General features: G+C 40.7%; 30 protein-coding genes and 1 other annotated feature. Of the genes, 29 read left to right on the top strand and 1 reads right to left on the bottom strand.

The genetic code is table 11. From position 1 onward, the window contains the following. Nucleotides 1-135: 135 nt before the first annotated feature. The 15 genes from N4627_RS06095 to recN all read left to right on the top strand — a co-directional run bounded on the left by N4627_RS06095 (nucleotide 136) and on the right by recN (nucleotide 11,259). Nucleotides 136-783 (top strand): TetR/AcrR family transcriptional regulator, encoded by a 648-nt coding sequence (locus N4627_RS06095; protein ID WP_098045026.1) that lies wholly within the window; start codon nucleotides 136-138, stop codon nucleotides 781-783. Nucleotides 784-906: 123 nt separating this feature from the next. Further along, nucleotides 907-976 (top strand) — a sequence feature (ribosomal protein L21 leader region). 16 nt (nucleotides 977-992) lie between these two features. Next, a complete protein-coding gene (rplU, locus tag N4627_RS06090) occupies nucleotides 993-1,301 on the top strand; it encodes a 50S ribosomal protein L21 (RefSeq protein WP_003717320.1) in 309 nt (102 codons plus the stop codon). Between the two features lie 14 nt (nucleotides 1,302-1,315). Then, nucleotides 1,316-1,642: a ribosomal-processing cysteine protease Prp gene (locus tag N4627_RS06085; protein ID WP_260964282.1), complete on the top strand. Its 327-nt coding sequence runs from the start codon at nucleotides 1,316-1,318 to the stop codon at nucleotides 1,640-1,642. Nucleotides 1,643-1,667: 25 nt separating this feature from the next. Then, nucleotides 1,668-1,949 (top strand): 50S ribosomal protein L27, encoded by a 282-nt coding sequence (gene rpmA / locus N4627_RS06080; RefSeq protein ID WP_003717322.1) that lies wholly within the window; start codon nucleotides 1,668-1,670, stop codon nucleotides 1,947-1,949. A gap of 118 nt (nucleotides 1,950-2,067) precedes the next feature. Continuing rightward, nucleotides 2,068-3,144 carry a M24 family metallopeptidase gene (locus N4627_RS06075; RefSeq protein ID WP_003717323.1) on the top strand — a complete coding sequence of 359 codons (1,077 nt, stop codon included), beginning with the start codon at nucleotides 2,068-2,070 and terminating at the stop codon, nucleotides 3,142-3,144. Between the two features lie 2 nt (nucleotides 3,145-3,146). Beyond that, nucleotides 3,147-3,827: a 2'-5' RNA ligase family protein gene (locus tag N4627_RS06070; RefSeq protein WP_003717324.1), complete on the top strand. Its 681-nt coding sequence runs from the start codon at nucleotides 3,147-3,149 to the stop codon at nucleotides 3,825-3,827. A gap of 128 nt (nucleotides 3,828-3,955) precedes the next feature. Continuing rightward, a complete protein-coding gene (locus N4627_RS06065) occupies nucleotides 3,956-4,396 on the top strand; it encodes an Asp23/Gls24 family envelope stress response protein (RefSeq protein ID WP_003717325.1) in 441 nt (146 codons plus the stop codon). Beyond that, complete coding sequence (gene nusB, locus N4627_RS06060; protein WP_003717326.1) at nucleotides 4,396-4,806, top strand: transcription antitermination factor NusB; 411 nt, start codon at nucleotides 4,396-4,398, stop codon at nucleotides 4,804-4,806. Before N4627_RS06065 ends, nusB begins: the two co-directional genes overlap by 1 nt. Before the next feature lie 115 nt (nucleotides 4,807-4,921). Further along, nucleotides 4,922-5,779, top strand: coding sequence for a bifunctional methylenetetrahydrofolate dehydrogenase/methenyltetrahydrofolate cyclohydrolase FolD (gene folD / locus N4627_RS06055; protein WP_003717327.1), 858 nt, complete (start codon nucleotides 4,922-4,924; stop codon nucleotides 5,777-5,779). Next, nucleotides 5,772-7,109 (top strand): exodeoxyribonuclease VII large subunit, encoded by a 1,338-nt coding sequence (gene xseA, locus N4627_RS06050; protein WP_003717328.1) that lies wholly within the window; start codon nucleotides 5,772-5,774, stop codon nucleotides 7,107-7,109. The genes folD and xseA overlap by 8 nt, the downstream gene beginning before the upstream one ends. Nucleotide 7,110: 1 nt before the next feature. Then, a complete protein-coding gene (locus tag N4627_RS06045) occupies nucleotides 7,111-7,401 on the top strand; it encodes an exodeoxyribonuclease VII small subunit (protein WP_003717329.1) in 291 nt (96 codons plus the stop codon). 1 nt (nucleotide 7,402) lies between these two features. Continuing rightward, nucleotides 7,403-8,278: a polyprenyl synthetase family protein gene (locus tag N4627_RS06040; protein WP_373369811.1), complete on the top strand. Its 876-nt coding sequence runs from the start codon at nucleotides 7,403-7,405 to the stop codon at nucleotides 8,276-8,278. Nucleotides 8,279-8,286: 8 nt separating this feature from the next. Further along, nucleotides 8,287-9,108, top strand: coding sequence for a TlyA family RNA methyltransferase (locus N4627_RS06035; RefSeq protein WP_003717331.1), 822 nt, complete (start codon nucleotides 8,287-8,289; stop codon nucleotides 9,106-9,108). Between the two features lie 6 nt (nucleotides 9,109-9,114). Beyond that, nucleotides 9,115-9,576 (top strand): arginine repressor, encoded by a 462-nt coding sequence (locus N4627_RS06030; RefSeq protein WP_040531398.1) that lies wholly within the window; start codon nucleotides 9,115-9,117, stop codon nucleotides 9,574-9,576. Then, the gene (gene recN / locus N4627_RS06025) at nucleotides 9,577-11,259 is read left to right on the top strand and encodes a DNA repair protein RecN (RefSeq protein WP_003717333.1); all 1,683 of its coding nucleotides are present in this window, start codon (nucleotides 9,577-9,579) and stop codon (nucleotides 11,257-11,259) included. A 235-nt stretch (nucleotides 11,260-11,494) separates the two neighbouring features. Here the strand turns inward: recN and N4627_RS06020 are convergent, their stop codons facing one another. After that, a complete protein-coding gene (locus N4627_RS06020; protein WP_260964275.1) occupies nucleotides 11,495-11,824 on the bottom strand; it encodes a hypothetical protein in 330 nt (109 codons plus the stop codon). Between the two features lie 160 nt (nucleotides 11,825-11,984). Between N4627_RS06020 and gmk the strand changes: the two genes are divergently transcribed. From gmk to N4627_RS05950, 14 genes are all read left to right on the top strand, one after another. Then, entirely contained in the window at nucleotides 11,985-12,605 is a 621-nt protein-coding gene (gmk, locus tag N4627_RS06015; RefSeq protein ID WP_040531401.1) for a guanylate kinase, read from the top strand. Then, nucleotides 12,602-12,820, top strand: a complete 219-nt coding sequence (gene rpoZ / locus N4627_RS06010; protein ID WP_003717336.1) for a DNA-directed RNA polymerase subunit omega — start codon at nucleotides 12,602-12,604, stop codon at nucleotides 12,818-12,820. Before gmk ends, rpoZ begins: the two co-directional genes overlap by 4 nt. 165 nt (nucleotides 12,821-12,985) lie before the next feature. After that, the gene (coaBC, locus tag N4627_RS06005) at nucleotides 12,986-14,188 is read left to right on the top strand and encodes a bifunctional phosphopantothenoylcysteine decarboxylase/phosphopantothenate--cysteine ligase CoaBC (protein ID WP_124031899.1); all 1,203 of its coding nucleotides are present in this window, start codon (nucleotides 12,986-12,988) and stop codon (nucleotides 14,186-14,188) included. A 13-nt stretch (nucleotides 14,189-14,201) separates the two neighbouring features. Next, on the top strand, nucleotides 14,202-16,631 hold the full coding sequence (priA, locus tag N4627_RS06000; protein WP_260964270.1) for a primosomal protein N': 2,430 nt from the start codon (nucleotides 14,202-14,204) through the stop codon (nucleotides 16,629-16,631). Nucleotides 16,632-16,649: 18 nt separating this feature from the next. Then, entirely contained in the window at nucleotides 16,650-17,603 is a 954-nt protein-coding gene (gene fmt, locus N4627_RS05995; protein ID WP_040531406.1) for a methionyl-tRNA formyltransferase, read from the top strand. After that, entirely contained in the window at nucleotides 17,596-18,945 is a 1,350-nt protein-coding gene (gene rsmB, locus N4627_RS05990; RefSeq protein ID WP_260964265.1) for a 16S rRNA (cytosine(967)-C(5))-methyltransferase RsmB, read from the top strand. Before fmt ends, rsmB begins: the two co-directional genes overlap by 8 nt. An 18-nt stretch (nucleotides 18,946-18,963) precedes the next feature. After that, on the top strand, nucleotides 18,964-19,704 hold the full coding sequence (locus tag N4627_RS05985; RefSeq protein ID WP_260964264.1) for a Stp1/IreP family PP2C-type Ser/Thr phosphatase: 741 nt from the start codon (nucleotides 18,964-18,966) through the stop codon (nucleotides 19,702-19,704). 3 nt (nucleotides 19,705-19,707) lie between these two features. Continuing rightward, nucleotides 19,708-21,609, top strand: a complete 1,902-nt coding sequence (gene pknB / locus N4627_RS05980) for a Stk1 family PASTA domain-containing Ser/Thr kinase (protein ID WP_260964261.1) — start codon at nucleotides 19,708-19,710, stop codon at nucleotides 21,607-21,609. 11 nt (nucleotides 21,610-21,620) lie between these two features. Beyond that, a complete protein-coding gene (rsgA, locus tag N4627_RS05975; RefSeq protein ID WP_098045016.1) occupies nucleotides 21,621-22,505 on the top strand; it encodes a ribosome small subunit-dependent GTPase A in 885 nt (294 codons plus the stop codon). Between the two features lie 12 nt (nucleotides 22,506-22,517). After that, nucleotides 22,518-23,171 (top strand): ribulose-phosphate 3-epimerase, encoded by a 654-nt coding sequence (rpe, locus tag N4627_RS05970; protein WP_003717344.1) that lies wholly within the window; start codon nucleotides 22,518-22,520, stop codon nucleotides 23,169-23,171. 185 nt (nucleotides 23,172-23,356) lie between these two features. After that, complete coding sequence (locus N4627_RS05965; RefSeq protein WP_040531409.1) at nucleotides 23,357-24,013, top strand: thiamine diphosphokinase; 657 nt, start codon at nucleotides 23,357-23,359, stop codon at nucleotides 24,011-24,013. A 131-nt stretch (nucleotides 24,014-24,144) separates the two neighbouring features. Next, the gene (rpmB, locus tag N4627_RS05960; protein WP_003713527.1) at nucleotides 24,145-24,330 is read left to right on the top strand and encodes a 50S ribosomal protein L28; all 186 of its coding nucleotides are present in this window, start codon (nucleotides 24,145-24,147) and stop codon (nucleotides 24,328-24,330) included. A gap of 207 nt (nucleotides 24,331-24,537) precedes the next feature. Further along, complete coding sequence (locus N4627_RS05955; RefSeq protein ID WP_040531417.1) at nucleotides 24,538-24,900, top strand: Asp23/Gls24 family envelope stress response protein; 363 nt, start codon at nucleotides 24,538-24,540, stop codon at nucleotides 24,898-24,900. A 25-nt stretch (nucleotides 24,901-24,925) separates the two neighbouring features. Then, the gene (locus tag N4627_RS05950) at nucleotides 24,926-26,632 is read left to right on the top strand and encodes a DAK2 domain-containing protein (RefSeq protein WP_124031902.1); all 1,707 of its coding nucleotides are present in this window, start codon (nucleotides 24,926-24,928) and stop codon (nucleotides 26,630-26,632) included. Nucleotides 26,633-26,644 lie beyond the last annotated feature (12 nt).

The raw sequence follows: 26,644 nt of genomic DNA, 5'->3' as shown, positions 1-26,644 counted from the left end.
TTGATTATATATTGCATTTTTTATATAATGATTACTTTGATCGTTTGACTGAAACGCTTTCAAAGCCTATACTTTAAATTAGTAGAAGTACGAAAGCGAGGGGAACTTAAGCTGAAATCGAAGGGATGATGATTTATGGCAGGTAATAAGACGGATCCACGTGTAGTGAAGACACGTAATAGTCTTCGTAAAGCATTAGTCTATCTGATGCGAAGAGAAAAATTAGAAGACATCAGTGTTCAAAAAATTACTGAAACCGCCAACATCACCCGGGGAACTTTCTATCTTCACTATAAAGATAAAAAGGACTTCATCAGATCCGCAATTAATGAGATCCTTGATGAATTCTTTGATCAAGTGATGGTAGAGAGTGAGGACCTTAGTTTTTCTAAAGGGCAAACGGTGCAGGTGTTCTCACTCCAGAAGGCGTTTCAGTACATTGAAAGTGAAGCTGATATTTTTGATGTATTACTGAACAACGAACGAAATGACTTCTTTTATGAACAACTTTATGATCGGTTATCTGAACAGCTATCAAGGTTCTACACTGTAATGGCTGAATCAGATGAGCAACCAAAAGTTCCCTTGAATTTGCAGATTTCCTTCATTGATTCAGCACTTCTTGGCTTAATAAGTCATTGGCTAAAAGATGGTATGATTTATACATCACGGTACATGACCCAAAGCGTGGGGAAGATGCTTGATCAGTTGGATTCTAACAATATCCTCTTGCTTGACTTCTTTAGTCACGAAACTGAGCCGGCATTACAGGATATTCAATGAATCCCAATTTAGGGAGCGTCAGATTGACAAGTAGTCAGCTGACACTCTTTTTTGAACTCTATAAAAGTTATGGTTGACTAATTAGTTGATTTTTGATATTATGCAACTGTTGTATTTGTGACCCAACAACTACAACCGCACGCTGCCAAGTTTAAAGCATTTGCTGCTTGGTTCGGCGAGTCTTAGAAATTAAGGAGGTGCACAAATTTATGTACGCAATTATCGTAACTGGCGGTAAGCAATACAAGGTAGAAGAAGGTTCATCCATCTACGTTGAAAAGCTTGATGCTAAGGAAGGCGACAAGGTTACTTTTGATCAAGTAGTCTTTGTTGGTGGCGACAGCACTAAGATTGGTACTCCATTAGTTGATGGTGCATCAGTTGAAGCTACTGTTGACAAGCAAGGTAAGGAAAAGAAGGTTGTTACCTTCAAGTACAAGCCTAAGAAGCACACCCACACTAAGCAAGGTCACCGTCAACCATACACTAAGGTTACTGTTAACAAGATCAATGCTTAATGCGGAGGTAAATAATGATTCGGGTAACTTTTAAATTAAATTCGGATTACCTAATTACCGCTTTTCAGATGGCAGGGCATGCCGATGCTGGTCCTTATGGTCAGGATATTGTTTGTGCTGCTGCATCTGCTTTATCAATCTCAACTATTAATGGTTTGACACAGGTCGCTAAGACCAAGCCCAATGTTGATAGTGACGATGATAATGGTGGCTTTCTCAATGTTACTGATATTAGCTTAGCTCATGATGCGCAAGTTATTATACAGACATTCTTCAATGGAATGAATGATATTGCGGAAAGCTATCCTCAAAACATTGAAATCAAAATGTTTGAAAATTAAAAATATTTGCTGGAGGTGAACAATTATGATTATGAATTTGCAATTCTTCTCTCACCACAAAGGGGGCGGTTCCACTGCCAACGGTCGGAACTCAGCTGGTCGTCGTCTTGGTACCAAGGCTGCTGATGGTTCTATCGTTACAGCTGGTTCAATTATTTACCGTCAACGTGGTACTCACATTAACCCTGGTGAAAACGTTGGCCGTGGTGGTGACGATACCCTTTACGCTAAGGTTGCTGGTCGGGTTAAGTTTGAACGTCTTGGCCGTGACAAGCGGAAGGTTTCTGTTTACCCAGTTGCCGAATAATAATATAATGGACTGCACCTTTAATGGTTCGGTCCTTTTTATTTTTAAATATTACCCCTCAGCATTAATTGTAAAAATTACCTATAATAGAATTAAACCAAAAATGGGGGATTAGCTAATGTCAAGAATCAGTAGGTTACAACAGAAGTTTGAACAATTATACATTGATGCTTTTTTGGTGACTGATCAAAAAAATATTTATTATTTAACAGGATTTAACCTCCTTCAGGGAGATGGATGCTTATTAGTAACGCCGCAGAACGCAATTATTATTACTGATGAGCGCTATCAGTTAGCCTTAGAAGAATTTGAATCTGATGAGGTTGTTGCAACAATTAGTCGAGACTATTATGGTTCTGTTAATAAGATTTGTGAAGGACTCAACTTAACGGTTCTTGGCTATGAAGACACTATTTCATATCATCTTTTTGATGCTTTTGATGAACTAATGACGTCTGATATTGTCCCGTTCCACCATTTGATTGAAAAGATGCGGTTAGTTAAGGATAGCACTGAGATCAACAAGCTTCGTGCTGCAGCTGAATTACAATCAGCAGGGTACGATTATTTCCTTTCGATTGTTCATCCCGGGATAACAGAACGTGAATTAGCAATAAAACTTGATTATTGGATGAAGATGCAGGGCGCTTCAGGACCATCTTTCCCAACAATTGTTGCTAGTGGAGCTAATTCTGCAAAGCCGCACGCAACCGCTTCAAGTAAGCCGATTGCTGATGGGGATGTTGTGACATTAGATTTTGGCTACTATCTTGATGGCTACACTGCAGATATGACTAGAACATTTGCGGTCGGCTCAATTGATCCTGAACTCCGTGATATTTATAAAATTGTGAATGAAGCTCGTCAGTTGGTGATCGATCATGCTAAGGTTGGTATTCGTGGCAATGAACTGGATGCATATGGCCGGGCATTAATCGAAGAAGCTGGCTACGGTGATGAATTTAATCACGGAATGGGGCATGGTATTGGTTTAGCGGTTCATGAGCTGCCTGCAACGTATGCGCCAGGAACAAAAAGGGTCAAACTGAAAAATAATGAAGTGATTACGGTTGAACCAGGGATCTACATTCCTGAAATTGGTGGGGTGCGAATTGAAGATGATATTATTGTGACTCACGGTGGTGCAGAAGTAATTACAACTGCACCAACAGAATTGATCGTTGTTGAGGACTAGCAATGGAAAAACTGAAGCAACTTTATACTCGGATTGCGCAACAGGGGATCCAGGCAATTAGTAATCACCAAGAACAGGTTGATCCTAATTTACAAAATTTAAAAGCTGATTCCCGCCAAGGACTGACACTGCTGGTTAAGCTACCGGCTCACGTTACCAGGAATATTAGTTTTGTACTAAATGACCTTAAAAAACTAGAACCGTTTCAATATTATTACACAGCTAATACCATCCATATTACTGTGATGGATATTCGTCGTGCTGTTCCTGACTTTCATATGTCTAAAGAAAAATTAATTAACTATCGGCAAGTCATCCAGGAAAAGATTGAGAATGTTAATGCAATTAATTGGCATTTGGCTGGGCTGATTTGTAGTCCGGGAGCAATTCTTGTTAAGGGCTTTTATTCTTCAGAATTGCAACAACTTCGTAATGGGTTAAGGGCGAGCCTGCTTAAGAATGGATTGTTATTGGATGAACGTTACGCAACCTTTTCTGGCCATGCAACAGTGGCGAGATTTAAAAAGAAGCTTATTCACCCGCAAGAATTTTTAAATGAAATTAATAATTTTCATAATGTTGAACTCGGTGACTTTCAAGCTAGCGAGGTTGATTTAGTGATTCATGATTGGTACAATCGTCAGCCACACCTGATAGAACGATTCTCTCTCAAAACCACTTGATTGGATTGTTGCTTTTTTCTAATAGATAGTGCAAAATAATACTGAGATACTTCGATGAAGATTATTGTAAAGCTACTAAAAATAATTAGTAGTTAATATACTGAAATACTATAAATGGAGGACTTACAATGGCAGAAGATTCAAAGATCATCTTAAGCAGTGAAGATCAGTCCCTCGGCACGATTGAAGTAGCACCTCGTGTTGTTGAGATTATTGCTGGCGTTGCTGCAAGTGAAATTGACGGTGTTTCAAAAATGTACGGTTCACTTGCCAATAGTTTTGGCGAATTATTAGGACGGTCTGATCAGCGTCGCGGGGTTAAGCTAACTAACCAAAATGAGAATTTAACTATCGATATTGATGTTTATATTGATTATGGTGTTTCAGTTCCTAAGCTTGCTGCAAAGATTCAAGATCGGGTAAAACAACAAGTAACCTTGATGACTGATCTGAATGTCAGTGAGGTCAATATCCACGTTAAGGGAATTGTTCAAAAGAAGGAAGAGCAAACAGTGGATCCAGATGATATTTTTGGAGAACACGAAGATGATAAGGCTGGTGAAAAGTAATGATGCCGAATCGACACGCAATTCGTGAAGAAGCCTTTCAAATTTTATTTGCTAAGCAGTCAAATCCAGACGCAACATTAACTGATATTTATGAATCATTGCCAAGTCATGCTGATAAGATTCCTGCATACTTACAAACGTTGGTTGAGGGAGTTAGTGAACATCAAGAAAAACTTGATGAGCAAATTACACAATTACTGGCTAGTGGTTGGGAAATTAATCGTCTTGCCCAAACGGATCTGGTAATTTTGCGGTTAGCTTTGTACGAAATCCAATTCGTAGATGAAGTACCAACTGTTGTTGCAATTAATGAGGCACTGGAATTGGCTAAAACCTACAGTAACGATAAGTCCCGTAAGTTTATCAATGGTGCATTAGGCAAGTTCGAACGCCAATTAGAAAGTAACTAAATATTGGGTTAAGGAGAGGATGCAGTAAAAGTGCAAACTCTCTTTTGCTTTAAACTTCTTTTGGTATTGATATGGTAAAATATTTTTAGTTAAACTGGAAAAGGGGAATGGCAGAATGGCGATACTAATTGACGGCCGTGCAGTGGCAAAAGAAATTAATGAAAATACCGCAGAACGAGTAACCCGCTTAGCCAATGAAGGGATTATTCCCGGCTTGGCAGTAATATTAGTTGGTGAGGATCCGGCTAGTAAAATTTATACCCGAATGAAGGATAAGAAGGCCAAAAAATTAGGAATCCATTCTGTCCTTTCGGTTTATCCAGATGATGTTCGTCAGGAGGAACTCTTGCACGATATTCGTCAATTTAATGAAGATAAGATGATTAATGGGATCCTTATTCAGGAGCCGTTACCTGACCATTTAGATGGGAATGAGCTTCTCAATGCTATTGATCCGCATAAAGACGTTGATGGCTTCCACCCGTATAATGTTGGTCTTTTATACAGTAATGCTAATGAAAACTATCCAGTTAGTTGTACGCCTAAAGGAATCATGAGTCTCTTGAAGCATTATCAGGTTAAGCTGGAGGGAGCGCGTGCGGTTGTTGTCGGGAGGAGTATTCTTGTTGGCAAACCGATGGCAGCATTACTTGAAAATGCTAATGCGACAGTTACGATTGCTAATCGTCATACTAGAAACCTTAGTGAAATAACTAGACAAGCTGATGTTCTTGTTGTTGCGGCAGGAGTTAAGCACCTGATTACTGGTGAAATGGTTAAAAAGGGTGCAACTGTAATTGACGTTGGTATCCATCGTTTGGAAGATAAAACACTAACGGGGGATGTCGATTTTGAAAGTGTTGCTCCTATTGCTAAAATGATTACTCCTGTTCCGGGCGGTGTTGGCCCAATGACGATTGCAACACTAATGGAACAAACCGTTGATCTTACGGAGTGGAGTCATAATGGATAGAAGTCAATACTTAACAGTTAGTGAATTAACAAGTTATTTAAAACAAAAATTTGATCGTGATCCTTATTTAAAAACCGTTTATTTAACTGGTGAGCTTTCAAATTTTCGTCTTCGGCAACGTCACCAATATTTTAGTATTAAAGATGAAAATGCGGTTATTGATGCTGTAATGTTTGAACGCCAATTTCGTCAGGTGAATTTTCGTCCTGAAACTGGGATGAAGATTTTAGTTGTTGGTCATATTGGTCTCTATGAAAAAAGCGGTCGCTACCAGATTTACGTTGACCGAATGGAGCCGGATGGACTTGGTGCCCTTTATCTCCAATTTGAACAGTTAAAAAAGAAGTTAGGCGCTGAGGGACTCTTTGATCAAATCCCACGACCAATTCCGCAATTTCCTAAAAGAATTGCTGTTGTAACCAGTTTAGATGGTGCGGTAATTCGTGATATTAACACGACGGTTCGTCGACGCTACCCAATTGCGCAGGTCGTTTTATTTCCGACTGTTGTTCAGGGAGACAAGGCTGCCACTGATATTGCTCGTCAAATTAACCGGGCGAACCAGATCGGAAATTTTGACACGATGATTATTGGTCGTGGTGGTGGATCGTTGGAAGATTTATGGCCTTTTAATGAGGAAATCGTTGCACGGGCAATCGCTGACAGCCATATTCCGGTAATTTCGTCAGTTGGTCATGAGACTGATACCACTATTGCTGATTTGGTGGCCGATCAACGGGCAGCTACGCCAACTGCAGCGGCAGAATTGGCAACACCAAACCGCCTTGCAGATGTTTTAATGACTATCCAGGATGATCAAGTCCGTTTAAATAACACGATGAAAAAGTTGATTGATTTTGACCGAAAACAATTACAAAAGCAATTGCAAAGTTATATTTTTCAGCAGCCAAGCAGGCTATATGAAAATTATGCTCAGAAGCTCGATCAATTAACTCAAACTTTAGAAAACAACGTTAGTAATCTTGTTAAAGACCGTTTAAACCGTGTTCAGCAGCTGCAAGGAAGGTTACAAATTAACTCTCCCCAACATACAATTGAACGGGCACAAGAAACGGTTACTCAGCTTCAGAACCGGTTGCTAAGCAGTGCTAAAAATAGTCAACAACAACGTCATCAGCAAGTAACGAGCTTGATCCAGCAATTAGATTCTTTAAGTCCATTGAAGATTATGGGACGTGGATATTCGTACGTTACTTACCGTAATTCAGTTGTTAATACGGTTAAAGAATTGAAAAGCGGTCAGCAGGTAAGCCTTCATTTTAATGATGGGAAAGCAACTGCCAAGATTATTGGCACAAAGGAGAACTAAAATGGCAGAGAAAAAAGCAACATTTGAAGAACAGCTAAGCCAACTTCAACAAATTGTTAGTCACTTGGAACAGGGGAATGTCCCGTTGGAAGAGGCACTTACTCAGTATAAAGACGGGATTGAATTAGCGCGGGCACTTCAAAAGAAGCTAACCAGTGCTGAAAAGACATTAGGTAGTCTAATTGATGACGAAGGTAATGAGAAACAGTACGAAAAAGCAACAGATGATCCAAGTAATAATGGCGGTGGCAATCGTGGCTACGGTAGTGATGAGAAACCGCTAGAGGAGTAATCTGATGCTTGAACTGAAAGAATTAAAAGAACAAATTGATCAATTCTTGGAGCAGCAGATGCCGTCTGATATTGATCAGCCAACTTTGGCATCATCAATGGAATATTCTGTTAATGCTGGTGGAAAAAGATTGCGTCCAGCATTAACATTGACGACTGTCCAGATATTTGGCGGGCAGCTTAACCAGAATGTAATGAAGGCATCAACTGCTATTGAATTGCTTCATACATATTCATTAATTCATGACGATTTGCCGGCAATGGATAATGATGACCTGCGTCGCGGTAAGCCGACTAACCATAAAAAGTTTGGGGCAGGAATGGCAACGCTCGCAGGTGATGGCTTGCTGACCATGGCATTTCAATGGTTAACAGATAACCAATTGCCAACGGAGACACAAGCAGAATTAACGCTAGCACTTGCTAAGGCAGCCGGTCCTGCGGGAATGGTTGCCGGCCAAGCTCGAGATATTGAGGGAGAACACCAAAACTTAACCCTTGAACAATTGCGCTACCTTCATCGTCAAAAGACAGGGGACCTTTTAAGTTATGCTGTTTTGGCTGGTGGAATCATTACAAAACAGGATTCGACTACCAAAAATCTTCTTGCTGATTTTGGTGCTCAATTTGGTCTCGCTTTCCAAATCTATGATGACTTAATGGACGTTGTTGGTACGGCAAAACAGATGGGAAAAGCTGTTCATAAGGATGCTAGCGAACATAAGAATACCTATCCGGGACTGCTAGGTATTCAAGGAGCAGAGGAACAACTCCATTTAGCATTGAAACAGGCTAAGAAGACTCAAAAAAAACTGGTTGATAAAACCGGTCATGATTTCAGTGCTTATGATCAGTTTTTAGCATATTTTAAATTGTGAGGGTAACGATGGAAAAACAACGTGTTGATATTTTGCTTGTAAAACAGGGACTTTTTGACTCTCGTGAACAGGCAAAGCGAGCTGTGATGGCTGGTGAAATTCTAGGAAAGAATAATGAACGTTTAGATAAACCAGGAGAAAAGATCCCGGTAACCACAACGCTGCATATGAAGGGCCATAAGATGCCATATGTTAGTCGTGGCGGGTTAAAACTGGCCAAAGCACTAAAGGTCTTTGATATTAGTGTTAAGGATAAGACGGTTTTAGATATTGGTTCTTCAACGGGTGGTTTTACCGATGTAATGTTGCAAAATGGGGCAAAGCTAAGTTATGCGCTTGATGTTGGAACCAATCAACTAGTATGGCAGCTTCGTGAGGATCCACGAGTGGTTGTTATGGAACAAACTAATTTTCGCTATAGCAAGTTAGCCGATTTCGACCATGGACAGCCTGAGTTTGCTTCGATTGATGTCTCATTTATTTCTTTGCGCTTAATCCTACCGCCATTAGCAAAAATCCTTATTCCTGGTGGTGAAGTGGTAGCATTAATTAAGCCACAATTTGAGGCAGGAAAAGAAAAAGTAGGCAAACATGGAATTATTAAGGATCATGCTGTTCATAGGGAGGTCCTTGAAGAGGTCCTTTCCTTTGCGCGGGAAGATGGCTTTGATATTCTTAATTTGGATTTTTCACCAATTAAGGGTGGCCAAGGAAATATTGAATTTCTTGTTCATTTAAAATTAACAGGACAGCCTGGCAAAGTTGCGGAACAGGTTAATATTGATCAAGTATTGGCTCATGCTGATGAAGAACTTAACCATAAGGAGTGAAAAATGATGAGGAAGGTTGAGCGCCAACAGTTAATTCGGGAAATTATTACTAAAAGTCAAATTGAACGGCAAGATGATTTAGTTGCTGCATTGAAGGATCGTGGTGTTCGCGCAACTCAGGCGACAATTTCACGCGATATTAAAGAATTACAACTGGTTAAGGTTCCCTCTAATGATGGTGGGTACCGCTACGCCCTGCCTGCACAAGGGAATATTGATAACCAAACCAGATTAAGTACCGAATTATCTAACAACATGCTTTCTTTAGAACGTCAAACAGAATTCTTGTCAATTGTCATGCGTCCGGGAAATGGGCCAGTGATGGCAAGCTTAATCCGACAATTAGAAATTGATGACGTCTTTTCAGTAATTGGTGATGATGCTGGAGTCTTGGTTGTTTGTCGATCAGCAGATGCGGCAGTTAATGTTGAAGAGATGTTTCAAAATTTGATGAATCAGGGTGACTAAATGTTACAGGAATTAACAATTGATAATCTGGCAATCATCAAGCATCTTTCGTTAGATTTCTCTGATCAAATGACAGTTCTAACGGGGGAAACTGGTGCCGGAAAGTCCATCATTATTGATGCCGTGGGATTGCTAGCGGGTGGCCGTGGCTCTCAAGAATACATTCGTCGTGGCGCTGATAAGCTATCTCTTCAAGGACAGTTTGCTCTTCCGCAAGACCCAGAATTTAATCATCTATTGGATTCATTAGGGATTGATCATGAAGACGGGATCCTGATTATTTCACGGGAAATTTATCGTCGTGGTCGAAATGTTATCCGGGTTAATGGTCAATTAATTAATACTGCAACATTACGTCAAATTGGTTCGCGATTGGTAGATATTCAGGGGCAAAATGAGCACCAATTATTATTACAACCGGAGATGCATCTGGGAATGTTGGACCAATTTGCTCATAACGAGGTTCATAAATTATTGACTCGTTACCAAGATGAATATCAGAATTATGTAAAATTAAAGGCAGCGGTTAGCAAAAAACAAAATAATGAACAACAATGGGCCCAACGCTTAGATATGCTTCGCTACCAAGTTAATGAGATTGCGGAGGCTAATTTAAAAGCTGATGAAGAAGAGCAGTTAACGAGTGAGCGGGACCGCTTAGAACATTTTCAGCAGATTAACAATGCGCTTCAACAGGCAGTGACGGTATTCAACGGTGGCGATCAGGGAGCGGTTCTTGACCAAATTGCGACTGTTATGAATTCAATTAATGAAATTGCAGAATTTGATGGCGCATATGATTCGCTAAGTAAATCGTTAAATGATGCCTACTACGCACTTCAAGATGTTGCCACAGAAGCTAGTCAGCAGCTAGACCTGCTGGAGTTTGATGATAACCGGCTTAGTGAGATTGACCAACGATTAACTATGATTGGCGACTTGGAGCATAAGTATGGCGATAGTGTTAAGGATGTTCTTAAATACTATGATCAAATTAAGCAAGAACTGGATTCGATGGAAGAAGCTGCAGATTCAAACAGTGATTTAGAAGAGCGTCTGTCAACTGCTGAAGAAAAGTTAGTTAAGACTGGACAGCAGTTAAGTCAGATTCGTCAACAGGCAGCGCACCGGTTAACCAAATTAGTTCATCAGCAGTTAAAAGAACTTTATATGGATAAAGCAGTTTTTGAAGTTCACTTTGCAAAGCAGTCACGAGTTCACTTTACTCCTGATGGAATTGACGATGTTGAATTTTATATCCAGACTAATCCCGGGGAAACGATGGGACCATTAGCACGGATTGCTTCTGGTGGTGAACTTTCACGGGTAATGCTTGCCCTTAAAACAATCTTTGCGCAAAATGAAGGCGTTACGAGTATTATCTTTGATGAGGTAGATACTGGGGTTAGTGGACGTGTTGCTCAAGCAATTGCAGATAAAATTAAGGTAATTGCAAATAAGTCACAGGTCCTTTGTATTACTCACTTGCCACAAGTTGCTGCTGTAGCGCAACACCACTTTTTAATTCAGAAACATGTTAAAGACGAGCGGACAACCACAATGGTGACAATCCTTAGTGATAAAGAACGGGTTAACGAATTGGCACGAATGTTGTCGGGTGAAAAGGTAACGAAATTAACCAAAGAACATGCGGAAGAATTATTAAAGATGGCACAAGAGTAAGCAACACAGACAATATGGAATGAGTTTAATTGAGAATAAAAAGAACGAGGGAGTGAGACAGAACTAGCTCGCTAGTTCGTTTTCGAACCCCCGCAAGCACAAATAGGGTTTCAGCGTTCGGATTTTCCGAGCACTGAAACCCATTTGTGTACTGCGTCGTTTGTATTTTTCCTAGGTAATATACCTTATGTCACAGCCCCGCTCGTTCTTTTGCTTGCTATTAATTTAGCAGAAATCAAAAATTTGCGATATAGCGAATTTGGTTAAAATTAACTACGTAACTAACATTTTGATTTTGGATAAGGTATCGTTTGTTATCTAATTTCTTAACAGTGCCACGGACATTAACAGGGTAACCATCATTATTAATGGGCATTAGTTGAATCAACACCCGCAAACCGTTGTTGATAGTTTTGTTGAGGAAGGAAAGTCGCTGCTTTGCTGGTTGAGGAGTTAATAATTGAATTGGCTCTTCGTGAAACGAAAAATCGTTATTCAGTAACTGCTGTAATTTGCCATTAATGATAGTTGATGCTGATTTAAATAAAGACTGTTCCATTTGCATTTCACACATCTCCGAACATTTGTTTGTAGTTATAGTATACGAACAGACGTTCAAAAATGCAAGCCCCAATTTAGAAAAAATACCAATTCCAATAGTTGATTTTATCGCTTATTTAGTGCATTATAGTAATAATACGTTATATTTGAATAGGAGAATTAGCATGGCAAAAAGGGGAATGTTAATTGTACTTTCTGGCCCTTCTGGTGTAGGTAAGGGTACTGTACGTAAAGCAATTTTTGATTCCAATGACAATGACTTTCAATATTCTATCTCGATGACAACACGGCAACCACGTCCTGGTGAAAAGAACGGGGTTGACTACTACTTTGTTTCAAAGGAAGAATTCGAACACGAAATTCAAACGGGTGGAATGCTTGAATATGCAAAGTATGTTGACAATTATTATGGGACCCCATTAAAATATGTTAATGAGACCTTAGATTCAGGGAAAGATGTTTTTCTTGAGATCGAAGTTAACGGTGCAATGCAAGTTCGTTCAAAGTGTCCAGATGGTGTTTTTATTTTCTTAACGCCACCCGATTTAGATGAACTGAAGCAACGATTAATTCACCGTGGTACTGATAGTATGGATGTTATTAACAAGCGAATTCGAAAGGCTTTTGATGAGATTCGAATGATGCAAAATTATGATTACGCGGTTGTTAATGACAAGGTACCAAATGCTGTTGCTAAAATTAAGGACATTATTCGTACGGAACGGCTCCGGGTTAATCGGGTAATGCCACGCTATCTTGAAATGTTAGGAGATTCAGCACAATGATTCTTTTTCCATCAGTTGATGAATTGTTAAAACGAATTGATTCGCGTTACTCTTTAGTTATGCTTGCAAGTAAGCGGGCACATGAATTGGAACGTGGATCCGCACCACTTCTTGATCACTACTACTCAAGTAAGCCAGTTGGAAAGGCTCTAGAAGAAATTGAAGCCGACAAGGTAACAATTGATCCAGATCACTTTGAAGACTTACAAGACTAACTTCTAAGTGGGCATTATTATATTGAGGCATTCGTAATTTCTGAATGATTAATTCACCGGGGTTGCGAATGCCTTTTTCTATTAAATAATTATTGTGGAAGTCACGGAAAAACCGAGTGAGAATGATATAATCAAATTTGGAGTTAAACGATTGGAGGGTGCTAGATGGCAAAAATAGCGATATATATGACGGGAGGAATTGCTCTTTATAAGGGAATTGAGGTAATTCGTTCTTTAGAAAGGGATGGACACCAGGTTCGCGTGGCAATGACTGAGTCCGCAACGAAACTAGTAACCCCTTCAACGTTACATGCACTAACGCACCATCCTGTAATGACGACCCTATGGAATTATAATAATTCCCCGGTTCCTCACATTGAACTTGCAGATTGGTCCGATTATGCAATCGTGTTACCAGCAACTGCTAATATTATCGGTAAAATGGCGAACGGAATTGCTGACGATGCGGTATCCACAACCCTTTTGGCCACGGCAGCTCCTAAAATTGTTGTTCCAGCAATGAATACCAACATGTGGAATAATCCAGCAGTTCAACGGAACGTGGCTCAACTAAGGCAAGATGGAGTAACAATTATTGAACCAGCAGTTGGAATGCTTGCTGAAGGTTACCGGGGGAAAGGACGTTTACCGGAACCTGCTGAAATTATCAGTCAGCTGCGGTCGATAATTAAGGATTCAATTACCGGAATTCTTCGTGGGAAAAAAGTATTAATTACTGCTGGTGGAACCCGCGAGGCAATCGACCCCGTTCGTTTTATTGGTAATCGCTCTTCAGGCAAGATGGGGATTGCAATTGCAAAAGCGGCCGCAGATGCAGGTGCTACTGTTGAACTGGTTCTTGGTCAGATTTCGATTGCTCAGCCAGTAAACCCGCAAATTAGCATTTACCAGGTTGGAAGTACGGAGGAAATGCAGAAGAAAGTCACGGAACTCTTTCCGGCAGCTGATATTTTAATCATGGCAGCTGCAGTTGCTGATTTTCGTCCTGCACGGGTTGCCAATCAAAAGATAAAGAAGCAGGATGATCAAGAACAGTTAGAACTTCAATTAGTGAAAACAACGGATATTTTAAAAACGGTTGCGGAAAAGAAACGTGCAGATCAGTTCGTAGTTGGTTTTGCTGCGGAAACCGCTGATTTAGTACAAAATGCTAATAAGAAGTTAAAAAGTAAGAATGCTGATATGATCATTGCTAACAGTGTTGCTGGCAACAATGGTGCATTTGGCAGTGACCTAAACCAAGTAACAATTCTTCAATTAGGGACTGAGCCGGTTCAATGGTCAAGAATGACCAAGACAGAAGTGGCAATAAAACTAATTCAGTTACTTGCTACCAAGATAAAGTAAGGTGAGTGAGAGCGTGGCACAGTTAGCACAGGTAATTGTTGATGTTCCTACAATGCAAACAAATCGGCCCTATACATACCAAGTGCCAACTCGACTCGAAAATCAGGTTCAATTAGGAATGCGGGTAGTCGTCCCGTTTGGCAATGGTAAGCGGCAGGTACAAGGATTTGTTGTTGGCCTTGATCAGCCAACAAAGTATAGCGGTCAATTAAAAGCAATTGACGCTTTAATGGATTTACAACCGGTAATTGGGGACGAATTATTAAGTCTTAGTAAATGGCTTGCGGATCAAACATACGCTTTTTGGATTTCCAGTATTTATACAATGTTGCCTAATATGCTCAAAGCTAAGTCAACACGAGTCGTTAAAATTATTGATGAGGTTGATGAACAGGTTGCCTTCGATGTTTTTCACGGAAAAGATGAATTGGATTTTGCGACAGTCCAATCAAATCCTCAGATAGTTAGTTTGCTACTCAAATTACAAAGGCAGGGAAAGGTTCGCTTTGAGTACGTGGTGGCAGATAAGGCAAAGACCAAAACAACGGTAGGAATCCGTCCTCAGTTAAATTTTGAAGAACTTGAAGAAGCACGAACTTCCCTTCATGCTAATGCTCATGCACAAAATCGTCTTCTCTCTTATTTACAAAGTATTGTTGGTAAAACGGTCAAGCAGGTGGATGCTGAAAAGGTTAGCGGAATAAAAGCAGCAACTTTTAATATTGGTGTTCAAAAGGGCTGGTTAACGAAGGTACCGATTGAAGTTTATCGAACACCACTTGGACAAGAATCGTTGCCGGATGATCACCACCTTGCCAAGCCGTTAACTTTGAACGATGAACAACGAGCGGCTGCTGATAAGATCGAGCAGGCAATTGATGATTCTCAGAGTCGCGTTTTTCTTCTTGAAGGAGTGACGGGTAGCGGGAAAACCGAGGTTTATCTCCAATCGATCGCTAAAGCACTCCAAAATCATAAAACAGCATTAATGCTTGTTCCAGAAATCTCCTTAACCCCGCAAATTGTGAACCGGGTTCGTCGTCGCTTTGGTTCAAAGGTTGCGGTCCTCCATAGTGGTCTTTCCGATGGGGAACGTTTTGATGAGTGGCGGCGGATTAATCGTGGTGAAGCTCAGGTTGTTGTTGGTGCGCGATCTGCGATATTTGCTCCGCTAACTAATATTGGTGTGATTATTTTAGATGAAGAACATGAATCAAGCTATAAACAAGATGAGGCTCCGCGCTATCATGCCCGCGAAGTCGCAAAGTGGCGAGGAGAGTATAATGATGCCCCGGTTGTTCTTGGCTCTGCTACTCCAAGTTTAGAAAGTCGGGCACGAGCAATGAAAGGGGTTTATCAACTTCTTCAATTAAAGCACCGGGTAAATAAACGTCCCTTGCCACCCATTAAAGTGTTGGATATGCGTCCAGAGATTAAGGAACGGGGAGAAAGTAACTTCTCTCGGGAGCTGTTGACTAAGCTAACCGATCGTTTGGCAAAAAATGAACAGAGTATTTTAATGCTTAATCGAAGGGGCTTTTCATCGTTTATGATGTGTCGTGATTGTGGTGAAGTCCTTAAATGCCCCAACTGTGATATTTCTTTGACACTGCATATGGATAGTCACACGATGAAATGTCATTATTGTGGTCATGAGGAGCCGATTCCCCGTTTTTGCCCTCATTGTGGCAGTCGCGAGATCCGCTACTATGGGACGGGAACGGAAAAGGTTGAGCGAGAACTGAACAGTTTGATTCCCCAAGCGCGCATCATTCGGATGGACGTTGATACCACCAGACGAAAAGGAATGCACGAAAAACTTTTACGGCAATTTGGCCACCATCAGGCTGACATTCTCTTGGGAACCCAAATGATTGCTAAGGGACTCGATTTTCCTAATGTTACCCTAGTGGGAGTGTTGAACGCGGATACCGGATTGGGGCTTCCTGACTTTCGGTCAAGCGAGCGAACGTTTGACTTACTGAGCCAGGTTAGCGGACGTGCTGGGCGAGCTGATAAAAAAGGTGAGGTAATAATTCAAACCTATAATCCCGACCACTATGCCATCCAATTTGCCCAAAGAAATGATTATGAAGGGTTCTTTAAGCGGGAGATGGTATTGCGCCACCAAGCTAGCTATCCTCCATATTATTTTACTGTTCGATTAATGGCGAGTCATGAAGATGAAGCAGTCGCTGCACGCGCAATGGCGCAAATTAAAGAACAGTTAACTAAAAGTCTGATGCCCTCAACAATTATTCTTGGACCGACGCCACGGGCAATTGCGCGAATGAAACGACGATATTACTACCAAATTGTAATCAAATACAAGCAGGATCAACATTTGCATTCGATCTTACAAAAGATTCTTCAAGAAACGCAGAGTAAGGGAAAAAATGATGTTCAAATTTCAATTGATCCCGATCCGCAATATTTTATGTAATGAAAGGATGACTTACTTATGTCAACATCAATCGTATTTATGGGAACTCCTGAATTTGCAGTTCCAATTCTTCAAAGTCTTATTGACGCGCCTGAATATGACGTTAAAGCTGTTTTAACCCAGCCTGACCACCGTGTTGGCCGTAAACATGTTTTAACCCCATCCCCAGTGAAAAAACTTGCCGTAGAAAACCAAATTAAGGTTTTACAACCAGCTAAGCTTAGTGGTAGTCAAGAGATGACAGAGATTATCGAACTGCATCCTGATTTGCTGATTACTGCTGCTTATGGTCAGTTCTTGCCAACAAAGCTATTAGATGCTGCACAGATCGCTGCAATTAATGTCCATGGTTCACTATTGCCTAAGTATCGTGGTGGTGCACCAGTTCAATATTCCATTATCAATGGTGATCGGGAAACCGGGGTTACGATTATGTACATGGTTAAGAAAATGGATGCTGGTGATATGATTTCTCAGCGAGCCATTCCAATTGAACCTGATGATGATAACGGTACAATGTTTAAGAAGTTGAGTATCCTTGGTCGGGATCTCTTGTTAGATACGCTACCTGACTTGATTAGTGGAAATGTTAAACCACAAAAACAAGATCCGGAAAAGGTAACTTTCTCACCAAATATTTCAAGTGAACAAGAGAAAATTGACTATACAATGTCAGCACAGCAAATTGATGATAAGGTTCGCGGGTTGCGTCCTGCCCCAATTGGTAACATGAAGATTGATGGGCTTCGAACTAAGATTTATGATGTGACACCATTGACTGAAAAAACTGAATTGGAACCAGGTAAAGTCGTTCGGATTGATAAACACCACCTGGTTATCGCTGCTGGTAAGGGAACTACATATCAAATTAATGAGTTAAAGCCTGCCGGTAAGCAAAAAATGAACATTACGGCTTACTTAAATGGTCACCAAAACATTAAGGAAGGGATGCAAGTGGTAACCGATGACTAAATTCACCCCACAAAATGCGCGGGAATTAGCTTTTGCTTCTTTAGAGCGAGTTCGTAAAACAAAGGCATATTCAAATCTTCAAGTAGACGAAACGCTTCGTCGGCATGAACTAAAACCCGCAGATCAACGTTTGGTAACGACAATTGTCTACGGAACGCTTCAACACCAGCTTACCCTAGAATATTGGCTAAAATCGTTGACACCAGGCAAACAGCTGGATCCGTGGGTTGAAACGCTCTTACTAACAGCGTTTTACCAATATAACTATTTAGATCGAGTTCCTAATTGGGCAGTGACCGATGAAACAATTAAAATTGCTAAGCGTCGTGGGAATCCGGGAATTAGGAAGTTTGTTACGGGAGTCCTTCATTCTGCATTACGAAAGGGTGTTCCTGATTTTTCGACAATTAAGCCAATTGCAAAACGATTATCAATTGAAGCGAGCGTTCCTCAATGGTTAGTTGAAAAGTTTATTGAAGAAAATGGCGTGCAGACGACAAAGAAAATTCTACAAGCGATTAATGAACCTGCTCATGTTTCCATTCGAGTTAATACTAAAAAGAGTAGTTTAGAAACAGTAAAGCAGCAGTTACTAGATGAAGGGATTGAAACGGCTGAAAGCCAAGTTGCGGTCAATGCTTTGGTCGTGACATCAGGCAATGTCGTTAATTCCCCATTGTTGAAGGATGGAGTTATTACGATTCAGGATGAAAGTGCCATGCTAGCAGTTGAAAGTATGGATCTTCATCCACAATTTAAGGTGCTTGATGCATGTGCAGCGCCAGGCGGCAAAACAGTTCAAATAGCTGAGCAGCTTTCATCTGATCAGGGTGGTAAAGTTGTTGCTCTAGATATTCACCAACACAAAGTTCGCCTAATTGAGAAGAATGCTCAACGAATGGGGGTAGAAGGCGTTGTGAAACCGATAGCGCTTGATGCCCGGAAGGTTAACGACAAATTTGCTGATGAAGAATTCGATCGAATTTTAGTTGATGCGCCATGTAGCGGAATGGGATTATTACGACGCAAACCGGAAATTCGTTATACGAAAACTGCTCATGATAGTCAGCAGTTACATCAAATTCAATTAGCAATTTTAAATGCGGTTGCCCCAAAACTGAAAAAAGGCGGTATAATAATTTTTAGCACGTGCACAATTTTAACTGAAGAAAATGAACACACCGTTCAAGAATTCCTCCAGGCACATCCAGACTTTATGCTGGAGCGAACAGTTACAAAACGTGCTCTTAAGGACGATCGAGATTCGGCAACTTTAACAATTCTGCCGAGTGATTACGGTTCCGATGGCTTCTTTATTAGTTGCCTTAAGCGAAATCTGTAGAAGGGAAAAGCATTATTTATGAAAGTTGCTTATCAAACAGATATTGGTCATCAAAGAAAGGAAAATCAGGATCGGGTAGCCAAGTTTACTGCCCCTGATGGAACCCTTTTGGTGGTCGTTGCCGATGGAATCGGCGGTAGTCGAAGTGGCGATGTTGCTGCCCAAATTACTGTTGATCATCTTGGTCGTCAATTCCAAGCGGCCTCACCAAACTCATCATTGGAAGCAATCCGGTGGTTCGCACGTGAGGTCCAATTAATCAATGACGAAATCTTACAAAAATCAACGGAAAACCCAAAATATCAGGGGATGGGCACTACTTTAGTTGCCGCAATTATTTTTGATCAGGCAATGGTAGTTGCTAATATCGGTGATAGTCGGGGATATGTTCTCCATGATAACCTGTTAACACAGGTAACAATCGACCATTCATTAGTTAATGAGCTGGTCAAACATGGTGACATTACAGAAGAAGAAGCTCGTAATTATCCACAAAATAATATTATTACTCGTGCTATTGGTGTATCATCTGATGCCAGAATTGAGGTTAATCGCTTTGATCTGGGTGCTGGTGACCAAATTTTACTGTGTTCTGACGGTTTATCAAAAATGATTACTCGAGAACAGATGATGGGAGTACTCGAATCAGATCTCTCATTAACAGAGAAGTGCTCGCAATTAATAAAAATGGCAAACGAGGCTGGTGGACCTGATAATATCACTGTCCTGATTGGGTTAGCAGAAGACCAGGAGGGATAGTAAATGAATCCTGGATATAAAATCGGTAAACGATACAGGATTATTCGCACGCTTGGTGAAGGCGGAATGGCGAATGTTTATTTAGCATATGATGAAGTGCTTGACCGCAAAGTTTCGGTTAAGCTTCTTCGCTTAGATTTACGTGATGACCCAAATACTCAACGTCGCTTTGAACGTGAAGCGATGGCAGCAACACAATTAAATGATCCTCACATTGTTGGTGTTTATGATATTGGTGAGGATCACGGAATGCAGTTTATGGTAATGCAGTATGTGGAAGGGACGGACTTAAAGGCCTATATTAAGAAAAATTTCCCGATACCATTGCCGCAAGTGGTAGACATTATGGAGCAGGTTTTGTCTGCCGTTCAAGCTGCTCATGACCACGGGATTATTCACCGTGATTTAAAACCACAAAATATTCTAATTGATGAAAATAAAAATATTAAGATCACTGATTTCGGGATAGCAGTTGCCGCGTATCAGGACTCACTAACCCAAACAAATACGTTGATGGGTTCTGTTCATTATCTATCTCCTGAACAAGCACGAGGAAGTATCGCAACCAAGCAGTCTGATATCTATTCTTTAGGGATTATTCTTTATGAATTATTAACCGGAAAGGTTCCGTTTGAGGGTGAAACAGCTGTCTCAATCGCCCTAAAGCATTTCAAGGAAAATATTCCGTCAGTTCGTGATTTTAATAGGGATATTCCTCAAGCACTAGAAAATGTTGTTATCAAAGCGACTGCTAAGGATCCGAGTGATCGTTACAAATCAGCAGCAGCGATGGCCGCAGACTTGAGAACGTCTCTGGATCCGGCAAGAAAAAATGAACCGCGACTGGAATTTAATGATGACGATGACGGTGAAACTAAGGTAATTGAATTACCAAGTCACCACGAAAAGCAGCCACAACAAGATGAGAAGAAGCAGCCGCAAAAAAAGCAAGAAACTGTTTGGCACCGCTATAAAAAATATATTTGGTCAGGAATTGCAATAGTGGCTTTAATTTTGGCTGGCTCTGGCGGTTGGTGGTTTTTCGGTCGGAGTGTAGTGACACCTGATGTTGATGGACAAAGTGCGGTAAAAGCGGAACAAACGTTACATAAGCATAACCTGCGAGTTGGCAACATTACACGGGTATATAATTCAAGCATCCCTAAGAATCATGTAGTCAGCAGCTCACCAAACGGAAGCGATAAGACACGGGTTAACAGTTACGTTAATCTTAAGGTTAGCCAGGGTGTTAAACAAATTACAATGGCTGATTATGTTGGCTCTGATTATAGTGACGTTGCAAGCAATCTGCGTGCTAAGGGATTTCGTGTTGAACAGGTCAAGGTCCATTCAGAGACTGTTGATCCTGGACAAATCATGAAACAAAATTACGCAAAGGGGAAGACCGTTGCTACAGCATCCCACACTATTCGTTTTAAGGTCAGTGCAGGCAAGACGCAGATTAAGATTCCTGACTTTAAGAACCAGGATGTTAGTGTTGTTCAGAAATTTGCTAATGAACACCACTTGCAGTTAACAACCCAAGAAAAAACATCCAAGACGGTCGCAACAAACCACGTAATTGCACAGACGCCAAAGGCTGGTTCGACCTTGAGTCGTGACGATACGTTAACGGTGACCGTTGCAAACTCAGGGAATGAAACCAAGACTACTAATATCCAGATTAATATTCCATTTGATGGTAATGGTGGTCAACGTGAAAATCGTGTTCAGGTTTACATTAAAGATGCTCAGCATAATTTAACAATGCAATACCAAGACATTACGATTAACCAGGAAACAACAATTAACGTTCCGTTTACCCTTCGACAAGGTGAGATGGGTGCTTACCGGGTTGTTCGGAATGGGCGAACGATTATGAGTGCGACTAACATTACCGCTTAAGGAGGGTAAAGGTGAAACAGGGAATAATACAACAATCTTTAAGTGGTTTTTATGATATTTTGGCTGATGGTGAAATCTATCGGACAAGGGCACGGGGTAATTTTCGTGCTCGAAAAATTAAACCAATTGTCGGTGATCGGGTTGAATTTGAGAATGGTTACCTTCTTCACGTTTTGCCACGAAAAAACGAATTAGTTCGTCCGCCAGTGGCTAATGTTGATATTGCTGTTGTTGTAACGGCAGCTAAGAAGCCAACATTCTCGACAAATTTGTTAGATCGCCAGTTGATCGCCCTTGAAGCACAAAAAATTATTCCGGTGATTTACTTTTCAAAAACGGATCTCCTTGATGATGACGAATATGCAAAACTTGCGGAAATTGTTGATGGTTACCGTAAAATTGGCTATCAGATTTTCTTTAGTCGGGAAGCATTCGCCGAAGATCAGCTGCATCAATTAAAAGAACTTTTAAAGGACCAAATTGTTACAATGATGGGACAAACGGGTGCTGGGAAATCAACGCTTTTAAACCACTTTGCGCCAGGATTAGACTTAGCAACTGGTGAAATTTCAACTGCATTAAAGCGGGGACGGCACACAACACGCAAGGTTAGTTTGTTAAACGTTGCAGGTGCCTGGATTGCAGATACCCCTGGTTTTTCATCGTATGAAACTTTTGACATGACCGTTGAAGAATTACCAAATTTCTTTCCGGAAATGAAAGAGTTAGCACCTAATTGTAAATTTCGGGGATGTCTTCACCTAAAAGAACCCCAATGTGCAGTTAAAGATGCGGTAAAAAATGGTATAATCATGAAAAGTCGGTATGATGATTATGTTCAATTTCATAACCTAATTGCTAACCAAAAACCAGACTATGGTAAGAATAAGAAATGAGGGATTGATAAAATGATTAAAGTAGCACCTTCGATTCTCAGTGCTGATTATGTTAACTTGCAACGGGACATTGAAAAAGTAGATAAGGCGGGTGCCGAATATCTTCACATTGATGTGATGGATGGTTCATTCGTACCAAGTATTTCTTATGGCCCAGGATTCGTAAAGGCAATTCGTCCAATTACGAAGATGGTTCTTGATTGTCACTTAATGGTTCAAAATCCTGAACACATTTTACCTGCATTTATTGATGCTGGTGCTGATATCATTGGTGTTCAAGTTGAGGCTACTCAACATATTCACCGGGCACTCCAAATTATAAAAAATGGCGGAGTAAAGGCAGAAGTAGTTATTAATCCTGGTACACCAGTTGCCATGATTGAACCAGTTCTTCACATGGTTGATCAAGTATTAGTAATGACCGTTAATCCTGGCTTTGGTGGTCAAAAGTTTCTTCCTGAAACCGTCGAAAAGATTGCTCAGCTTAACCAAATTAAGAAGAATAAAGGCTATGACTTTGACATCGAAGTTGATGGCGGTGTTAACAATCAAACCGTTGTGGACTGTTATAAAGCTGGTGCAACCGTTGCTGTTGCCGGCTCATATGTATACAACGTCGATGATCCTGCTAAGCGGATCCAAGCGTTAAGGGATGCAACTAAATAATTAGTAGAAAAGGGAGCGTGACAGAAGTCATTTATGACTTCGTTTTCACGCCCCCGCGAGCGCAAATAGGGTTTCAGAGTTCGGTTATACTGGACACTGGAACCCATTTGCGTACCGCGCTGTTCGTATTTGAACTTGGTAAAAGTACTTATGTCACAGTCCCTTTTCTTTATAAGGAGAAGTTAATGCGGGTAAATATTATGGTGGGTGGACCTGATTCATTAATTCCATTATCAGTAGTCCACGCACGTCAAAACGAAAAATGGGTAGGAGTTGACATTGGTGCAACTCGCTTGCTCAATGAAGGGATAACGCCAGCGGTCGCAGTTGGAGATTTTGATTCAACAAATGCTCAACAATTTAACCGGGTAAAAGGAGCGATTGATGATATTCACCTTTTTCCTCCTGTAAAGGATTATACTGATACGCAGCTTGGCGTGAAAAATGCAATCGAACTTTACAAGCCGGATCAGATTACGATTTTTGGTGCAACTGGCGGGCGGCTAGATCAATATTTGAGCAATCTCTTTTTGCCATTAGAAAAAGAATTCAAGGGTTACTTAGAAAAAATCCAACTTATAGATAAGCAGAATATTGTTGATTATTATTTGCCGGGAGAATATGAGATTAAGGCTGAGGCGGGCTTTAAGTACCTTGCTTTTGTTAATTTAACGCCAGTAACTGGATTAACATTGGTTGATGAAAAATACCCGTTAACTAACTGGAATTCGTCTACTCCCTTTTGTTGGTCAAGCAATGAATTCAATGGGGAAGTAAACCATTTCAGCTTTCAATCAGGGGTTGTTGCTGTTATTAAGTCCCGTGATTTAATAATTAAGTAAGCCTGTCAAGGAAAATTACTTGAAAGAAAACTATTGCATTGTTACTCAGCCTATGGTAAATTGTTTAAGTGAGTTATAGCGCAGATGCGTAAAAACGAAAAAACATAGATGAGAAGAGGAGGGTACCACCAATGGCTAAAGATTTTATCAACGGTAAACGGACACGCTTTGGTAACAAGCGTTCTCACGCCCTTAACTCAAGTCGTCGTAGCTGGAAGCCTAACTTGCAAAAGGTAACCATTTTGGTTAACGGCAAGCCTAAGAAGGTTTACGTTTCAGCACGTACACTGAAGTCCGGTAAAGTGACTCGGGTTTAATTAAATCAGAAAATATGGTCGTTCAGTGATGAGCGACTTATTTTTTATTTTAAAAATAGTATATGCCATTAATCATTTTTGGCAGACGACTTTTTTCATTTCGTCTGCTATGGTATTATTAGTATGAGTTTTTACACAGTATGATTGCTAATCAATGCTTGTCTTATATAATAGGGCATTGATTGACCAATATAAGGAGGCCATATGATGGCGGTTAAAATTAAAACACAATCTGGAATGATCGATATCGATAATGACGTAATTTCAGCAGTTGTTGGTGGCGCTGCTACTGATAACTATGGTGTAGTGGGAATGGCATCGCGCAATCCACTTCGCGATGGTGTTAACCAAATCCTGCGTCGCGAAAACTTTAGTCGCGGGGTTGTTGTTCGTCAACAAGATAACGGTGTTGCCATTGATGTGAATATCATCGTCGGTTATGGTACTAAGATCTCAGAAGTATCAAAGAGTGTTCAATCAAAGGTAAAGTACAACCTTGAATCAATGCTTGGCATTACAGCAAACTCAGTTAATGTTTGTGTTCAAGGTGTTCGCTCACTTGATGATTAATTTGCGTTACTAGGAGGAAAGATAATTGGCTGTAACTGAAATTACGAATCTTGAATTTGGCAAAATGGTTCAAGCTGCTGCTAGTAAGCTGAGCAAGAATGCCGAATTTATCAATTCACTGAATGTTTTCCCTGTTCCTGACGGTGATACGGGGACAAACATGACATCTTCAATGGCTAGTGGTGCTAAGTACGAGCGCAACGCAAACAGCACGAAGGTTGGCGATTTAGCTGCTGCCTTAGCTAAGGGATTGTTAATGGGTGCCCGTGGGAATTCCGGAGTGATCCTTTCACAAATTTTCCGTGGCTTTGCTAAAGGGGCAGAAGGAAAAACAGTTCTTGATGCTCATGATTTTGCTGAGGCTTACGGCAATGGTGCTAAGGTTGCGTATAAAGCTGTCATGAAGCCAACTGAAGGGACAATTTTAACCGTTGTCCGTGAATCAGCACAGGCTGGATTAGAGAAAGCTAAGCAAACCGACGATATTATTGAGGTTATGCATGCAATTTATGAAGCATCAACGGTTGCTCTTAAGAAGACCCCTGAATTACTGCCCGTTCTTAAGCAGGTCGGGGTTGTTGATTCCGGTGGTCAGGGGCTTGTATTTGTCCTTCAGGCTTTTGATGAAGCCTTAAGTGGTAAGGTTGATAAGGATGACAGCTATAAGCCCGATAACGCCGAAGTTGACGAAATGGTTAAGGCAATGGACCACAAGAGCGTCCAGGGGAAACTGAATCCAGAAGACATTCAATACACTTATTGTACGCAAATGCTTGTGCGGATTGGTAAAGGAAAACAGGTTAAGCAAAAGTTCGATTATGATACTTTTTATAATTACCTTGCCAAAATAGGTGACAGTCTCCTTGTCTTAAACGATGATTCTGTTGTTCGGGTCCATGTTCATACTGAACACCCTGGTGAAGTTTTATCATGGGGTCAACAGTTTGGTGATCTTCAAACCATCGAAATTCATAACATGGTTTGGCAACAAGAAGAGATTATGGAACACGATGAAGAAGAAGCGGAACGCTCAGAAACACCAATTGACAAAGCTCGTGAAGCATCTAAGCCTAAGCCAGAAACTGCTGTGATTGCGGTTACGTCTGGTGATGGAATTGCTAAATTGTTAAAGAGCCTTGGAGTAACCCACGTTATTAAGGGCGGTCAAACAATGAATCCAAGCATTCAAGATATTGCGGATGCAATCAATAATAGTGGTGCTAAGCAAGCAATTGTTTTGCCAAATAACGGCAATATCTTTATGGCAGCAGAACAGGCTGCTGACATTGCAGATATTCCAACTGTTGTGGTTCACAGTAAGACAATTCCACAAGCAATGACCGCACTTCTTGAATATAATCCAGAAGCATCATTAGAAGATAACCAATCAAACATGGAAGCCAACCTTTCCACAGTTAAGAGTGGTGAGGTTACTAATGCTATTCGGGATACCGAAATTGATGGGCAAACAATAAAAAAAGATGACTTTATGGGAATTGTTGATGGGAAGATTGTTGATACCGATCCAGACCTTAAGAAAGCTGCTATCAAGATGGTTAAACAAATGCTTGATGAAGACAGTGAAATTGTGACAATTCTGTATGGTCAAGACGGCGATAAAAAGACGGCTGAAGAAATTAAGGCAGCTGTTGAAGAAATGGACGATGAGTTGGAAACCGAAATTTATGAAGGTGGCCAACCAGTATATCCATATTTGATTTCCGTTGAATAATATAAGTTAAGG

This window comes from Limosilactobacillus vaginalis (assembly GCF_025311515.1).
GTDB lineage: Bacteria > Bacillota > Bacilli > Lactobacillales > Lactobacillaceae > Limosilactobacillus > Limosilactobacillus vaginalis.
This window is presented reverse-complemented; position numbering and strand designations above follow the sequence as displayed.

Excerpts from the sequence above, each read along its gene's own strand:
- N4627_RS06095 (WP_098045026.1), top strand. The coding sequence starts at position 136 with ATGGCAGGTAATAAGACGGATCCACGTGTAGTGAAGACACGTAATAGT.
- rplU (WP_003717320.1), top strand. The coding sequence starts at position 993 with ATGTACGCAATTATCGTAACTGGCGGTAAGCAATACAAGGTAGAAGAA.
- N4627_RS06085 (WP_260964282.1), top strand. The coding sequence starts at position 1,316 with ATGATTCGGGTAACTTTTAAATTAAATTCGGATTACCTAATTACCGCT.
- rpmA (WP_003717322.1), top strand. The coding sequence starts at position 1,668 with ATGATTATGAATTTGCAATTCTTCTCTCACCACAAAGGGGGCGGTTCC.
- N4627_RS06075 (WP_003717323.1), top strand. The coding sequence starts at position 2,068 with ATGTCAAGAATCAGTAGGTTACAACAGAAGTTTGAACAATTATACATT.
- N4627_RS06070 (WP_003717324.1), top strand. The coding sequence starts at position 3,147 with ATGGAAAAACTGAAGCAACTTTATACTCGGATTGCGCAACAGGGGATC.
- N4627_RS06065 (WP_003717325.1), top strand. The coding sequence starts at position 3,956 with ATGGCAGAAGATTCAAAGATCATCTTAAGCAGTGAAGATCAGTCCCTC.
- nusB (WP_003717326.1), top strand. The coding sequence starts at position 4,396 with ATGATGCCGAATCGACACGCAATTCGTGAAGAAGCCTTTCAAATTTTA.
- folD (WP_003717327.1), top strand. The coding sequence starts at position 4,922 with ATGGCGATACTAATTGACGGCCGTGCAGTGGCAAAAGAAATTAATGAA.
- xseA (WP_003717328.1), top strand. The coding sequence starts at position 5,772 with ATGGATAGAAGTCAATACTTAACAGTTAGTGAATTAACAAGTTATTTA.
- N4627_RS06045 (WP_003717329.1), top strand. The coding sequence starts at position 7,111 with ATGGCAGAGAAAAAAGCAACATTTGAAGAACAGCTAAGCCAACTTCAA.
- N4627_RS06035 (WP_003717331.1), top strand. The coding sequence starts at position 8,287 with ATGGAAAAACAACGTGTTGATATTTTGCTTGTAAAACAGGGACTTTTT.
- N4627_RS06030 (WP_040531398.1), top strand. The coding sequence starts at position 9,115 with ATGAGGAAGGTTGAGCGCCAACAGTTAATTCGGGAAATTATTACTAAA.
- recN (WP_003717333.1), top strand. The coding sequence starts at position 9,577 with ATGTTACAGGAATTAACAATTGATAATCTGGCAATCATCAAGCATCTT.
- N4627_RS06020 (WP_260964275.1), bottom strand. The coding sequence starts at position 11,824 with ATGCAAATGGAACAGTCTTTATTTAAATCAGCATCAACTATCATTAAT.
- gmk (WP_040531401.1), top strand. The coding sequence starts at position 11,985 with ATGGCAAAAAGGGGAATGTTAATTGTACTTTCTGGCCCTTCTGGTGTA.
- rpoZ (WP_003717336.1), top strand. The coding sequence starts at position 12,602 with ATGATTCTTTTTCCATCAGTTGATGAATTGTTAAAACGAATTGATTCG.
- coaBC (WP_124031899.1), top strand. The coding sequence starts at position 12,986 with ATGGCAAAAATAGCGATATATATGACGGGAGGAATTGCTCTTTATAAG.
- fmt (WP_040531406.1), top strand. The coding sequence starts at position 16,650 with ATGTCAACATCAATCGTATTTATGGGAACTCCTGAATTTGCAGTTCCA.
- rsmB (WP_260964265.1), top strand. The coding sequence starts at position 17,596 with ATGACTAAATTCACCCCACAAAATGCGCGGGAATTAGCTTTTGCTTCT.
- N4627_RS05985 (WP_260964264.1), top strand. The coding sequence starts at position 18,964 with ATGAAAGTTGCTTATCAAACAGATATTGGTCATCAAAGAAAGGAAAAT.
- pknB (WP_260964261.1), top strand. The coding sequence starts at position 19,708 with ATGAATCCTGGATATAAAATCGGTAAACGATACAGGATTATTCGCACG.
- rpe (WP_003717344.1), top strand. The coding sequence starts at position 22,518 with ATGATTAAAGTAGCACCTTCGATTCTCAGTGCTGATTATGTTAACTTG.
- N4627_RS05965 (WP_040531409.1), top strand. The coding sequence starts at position 23,357 with ATGCGGGTAAATATTATGGTGGGTGGACCTGATTCATTAATTCCATTA.
- rpmB (WP_003713527.1), top strand. The coding sequence starts at position 24,145 with ATGGCTAAAGATTTTATCAACGGTAAACGGACACGCTTTGGTAACAAG.
- N4627_RS05955 (WP_040531417.1), top strand. The coding sequence starts at position 24,538 with ATGGCGGTTAAAATTAAAACACAATCTGGAATGATCGATATCGATAAT.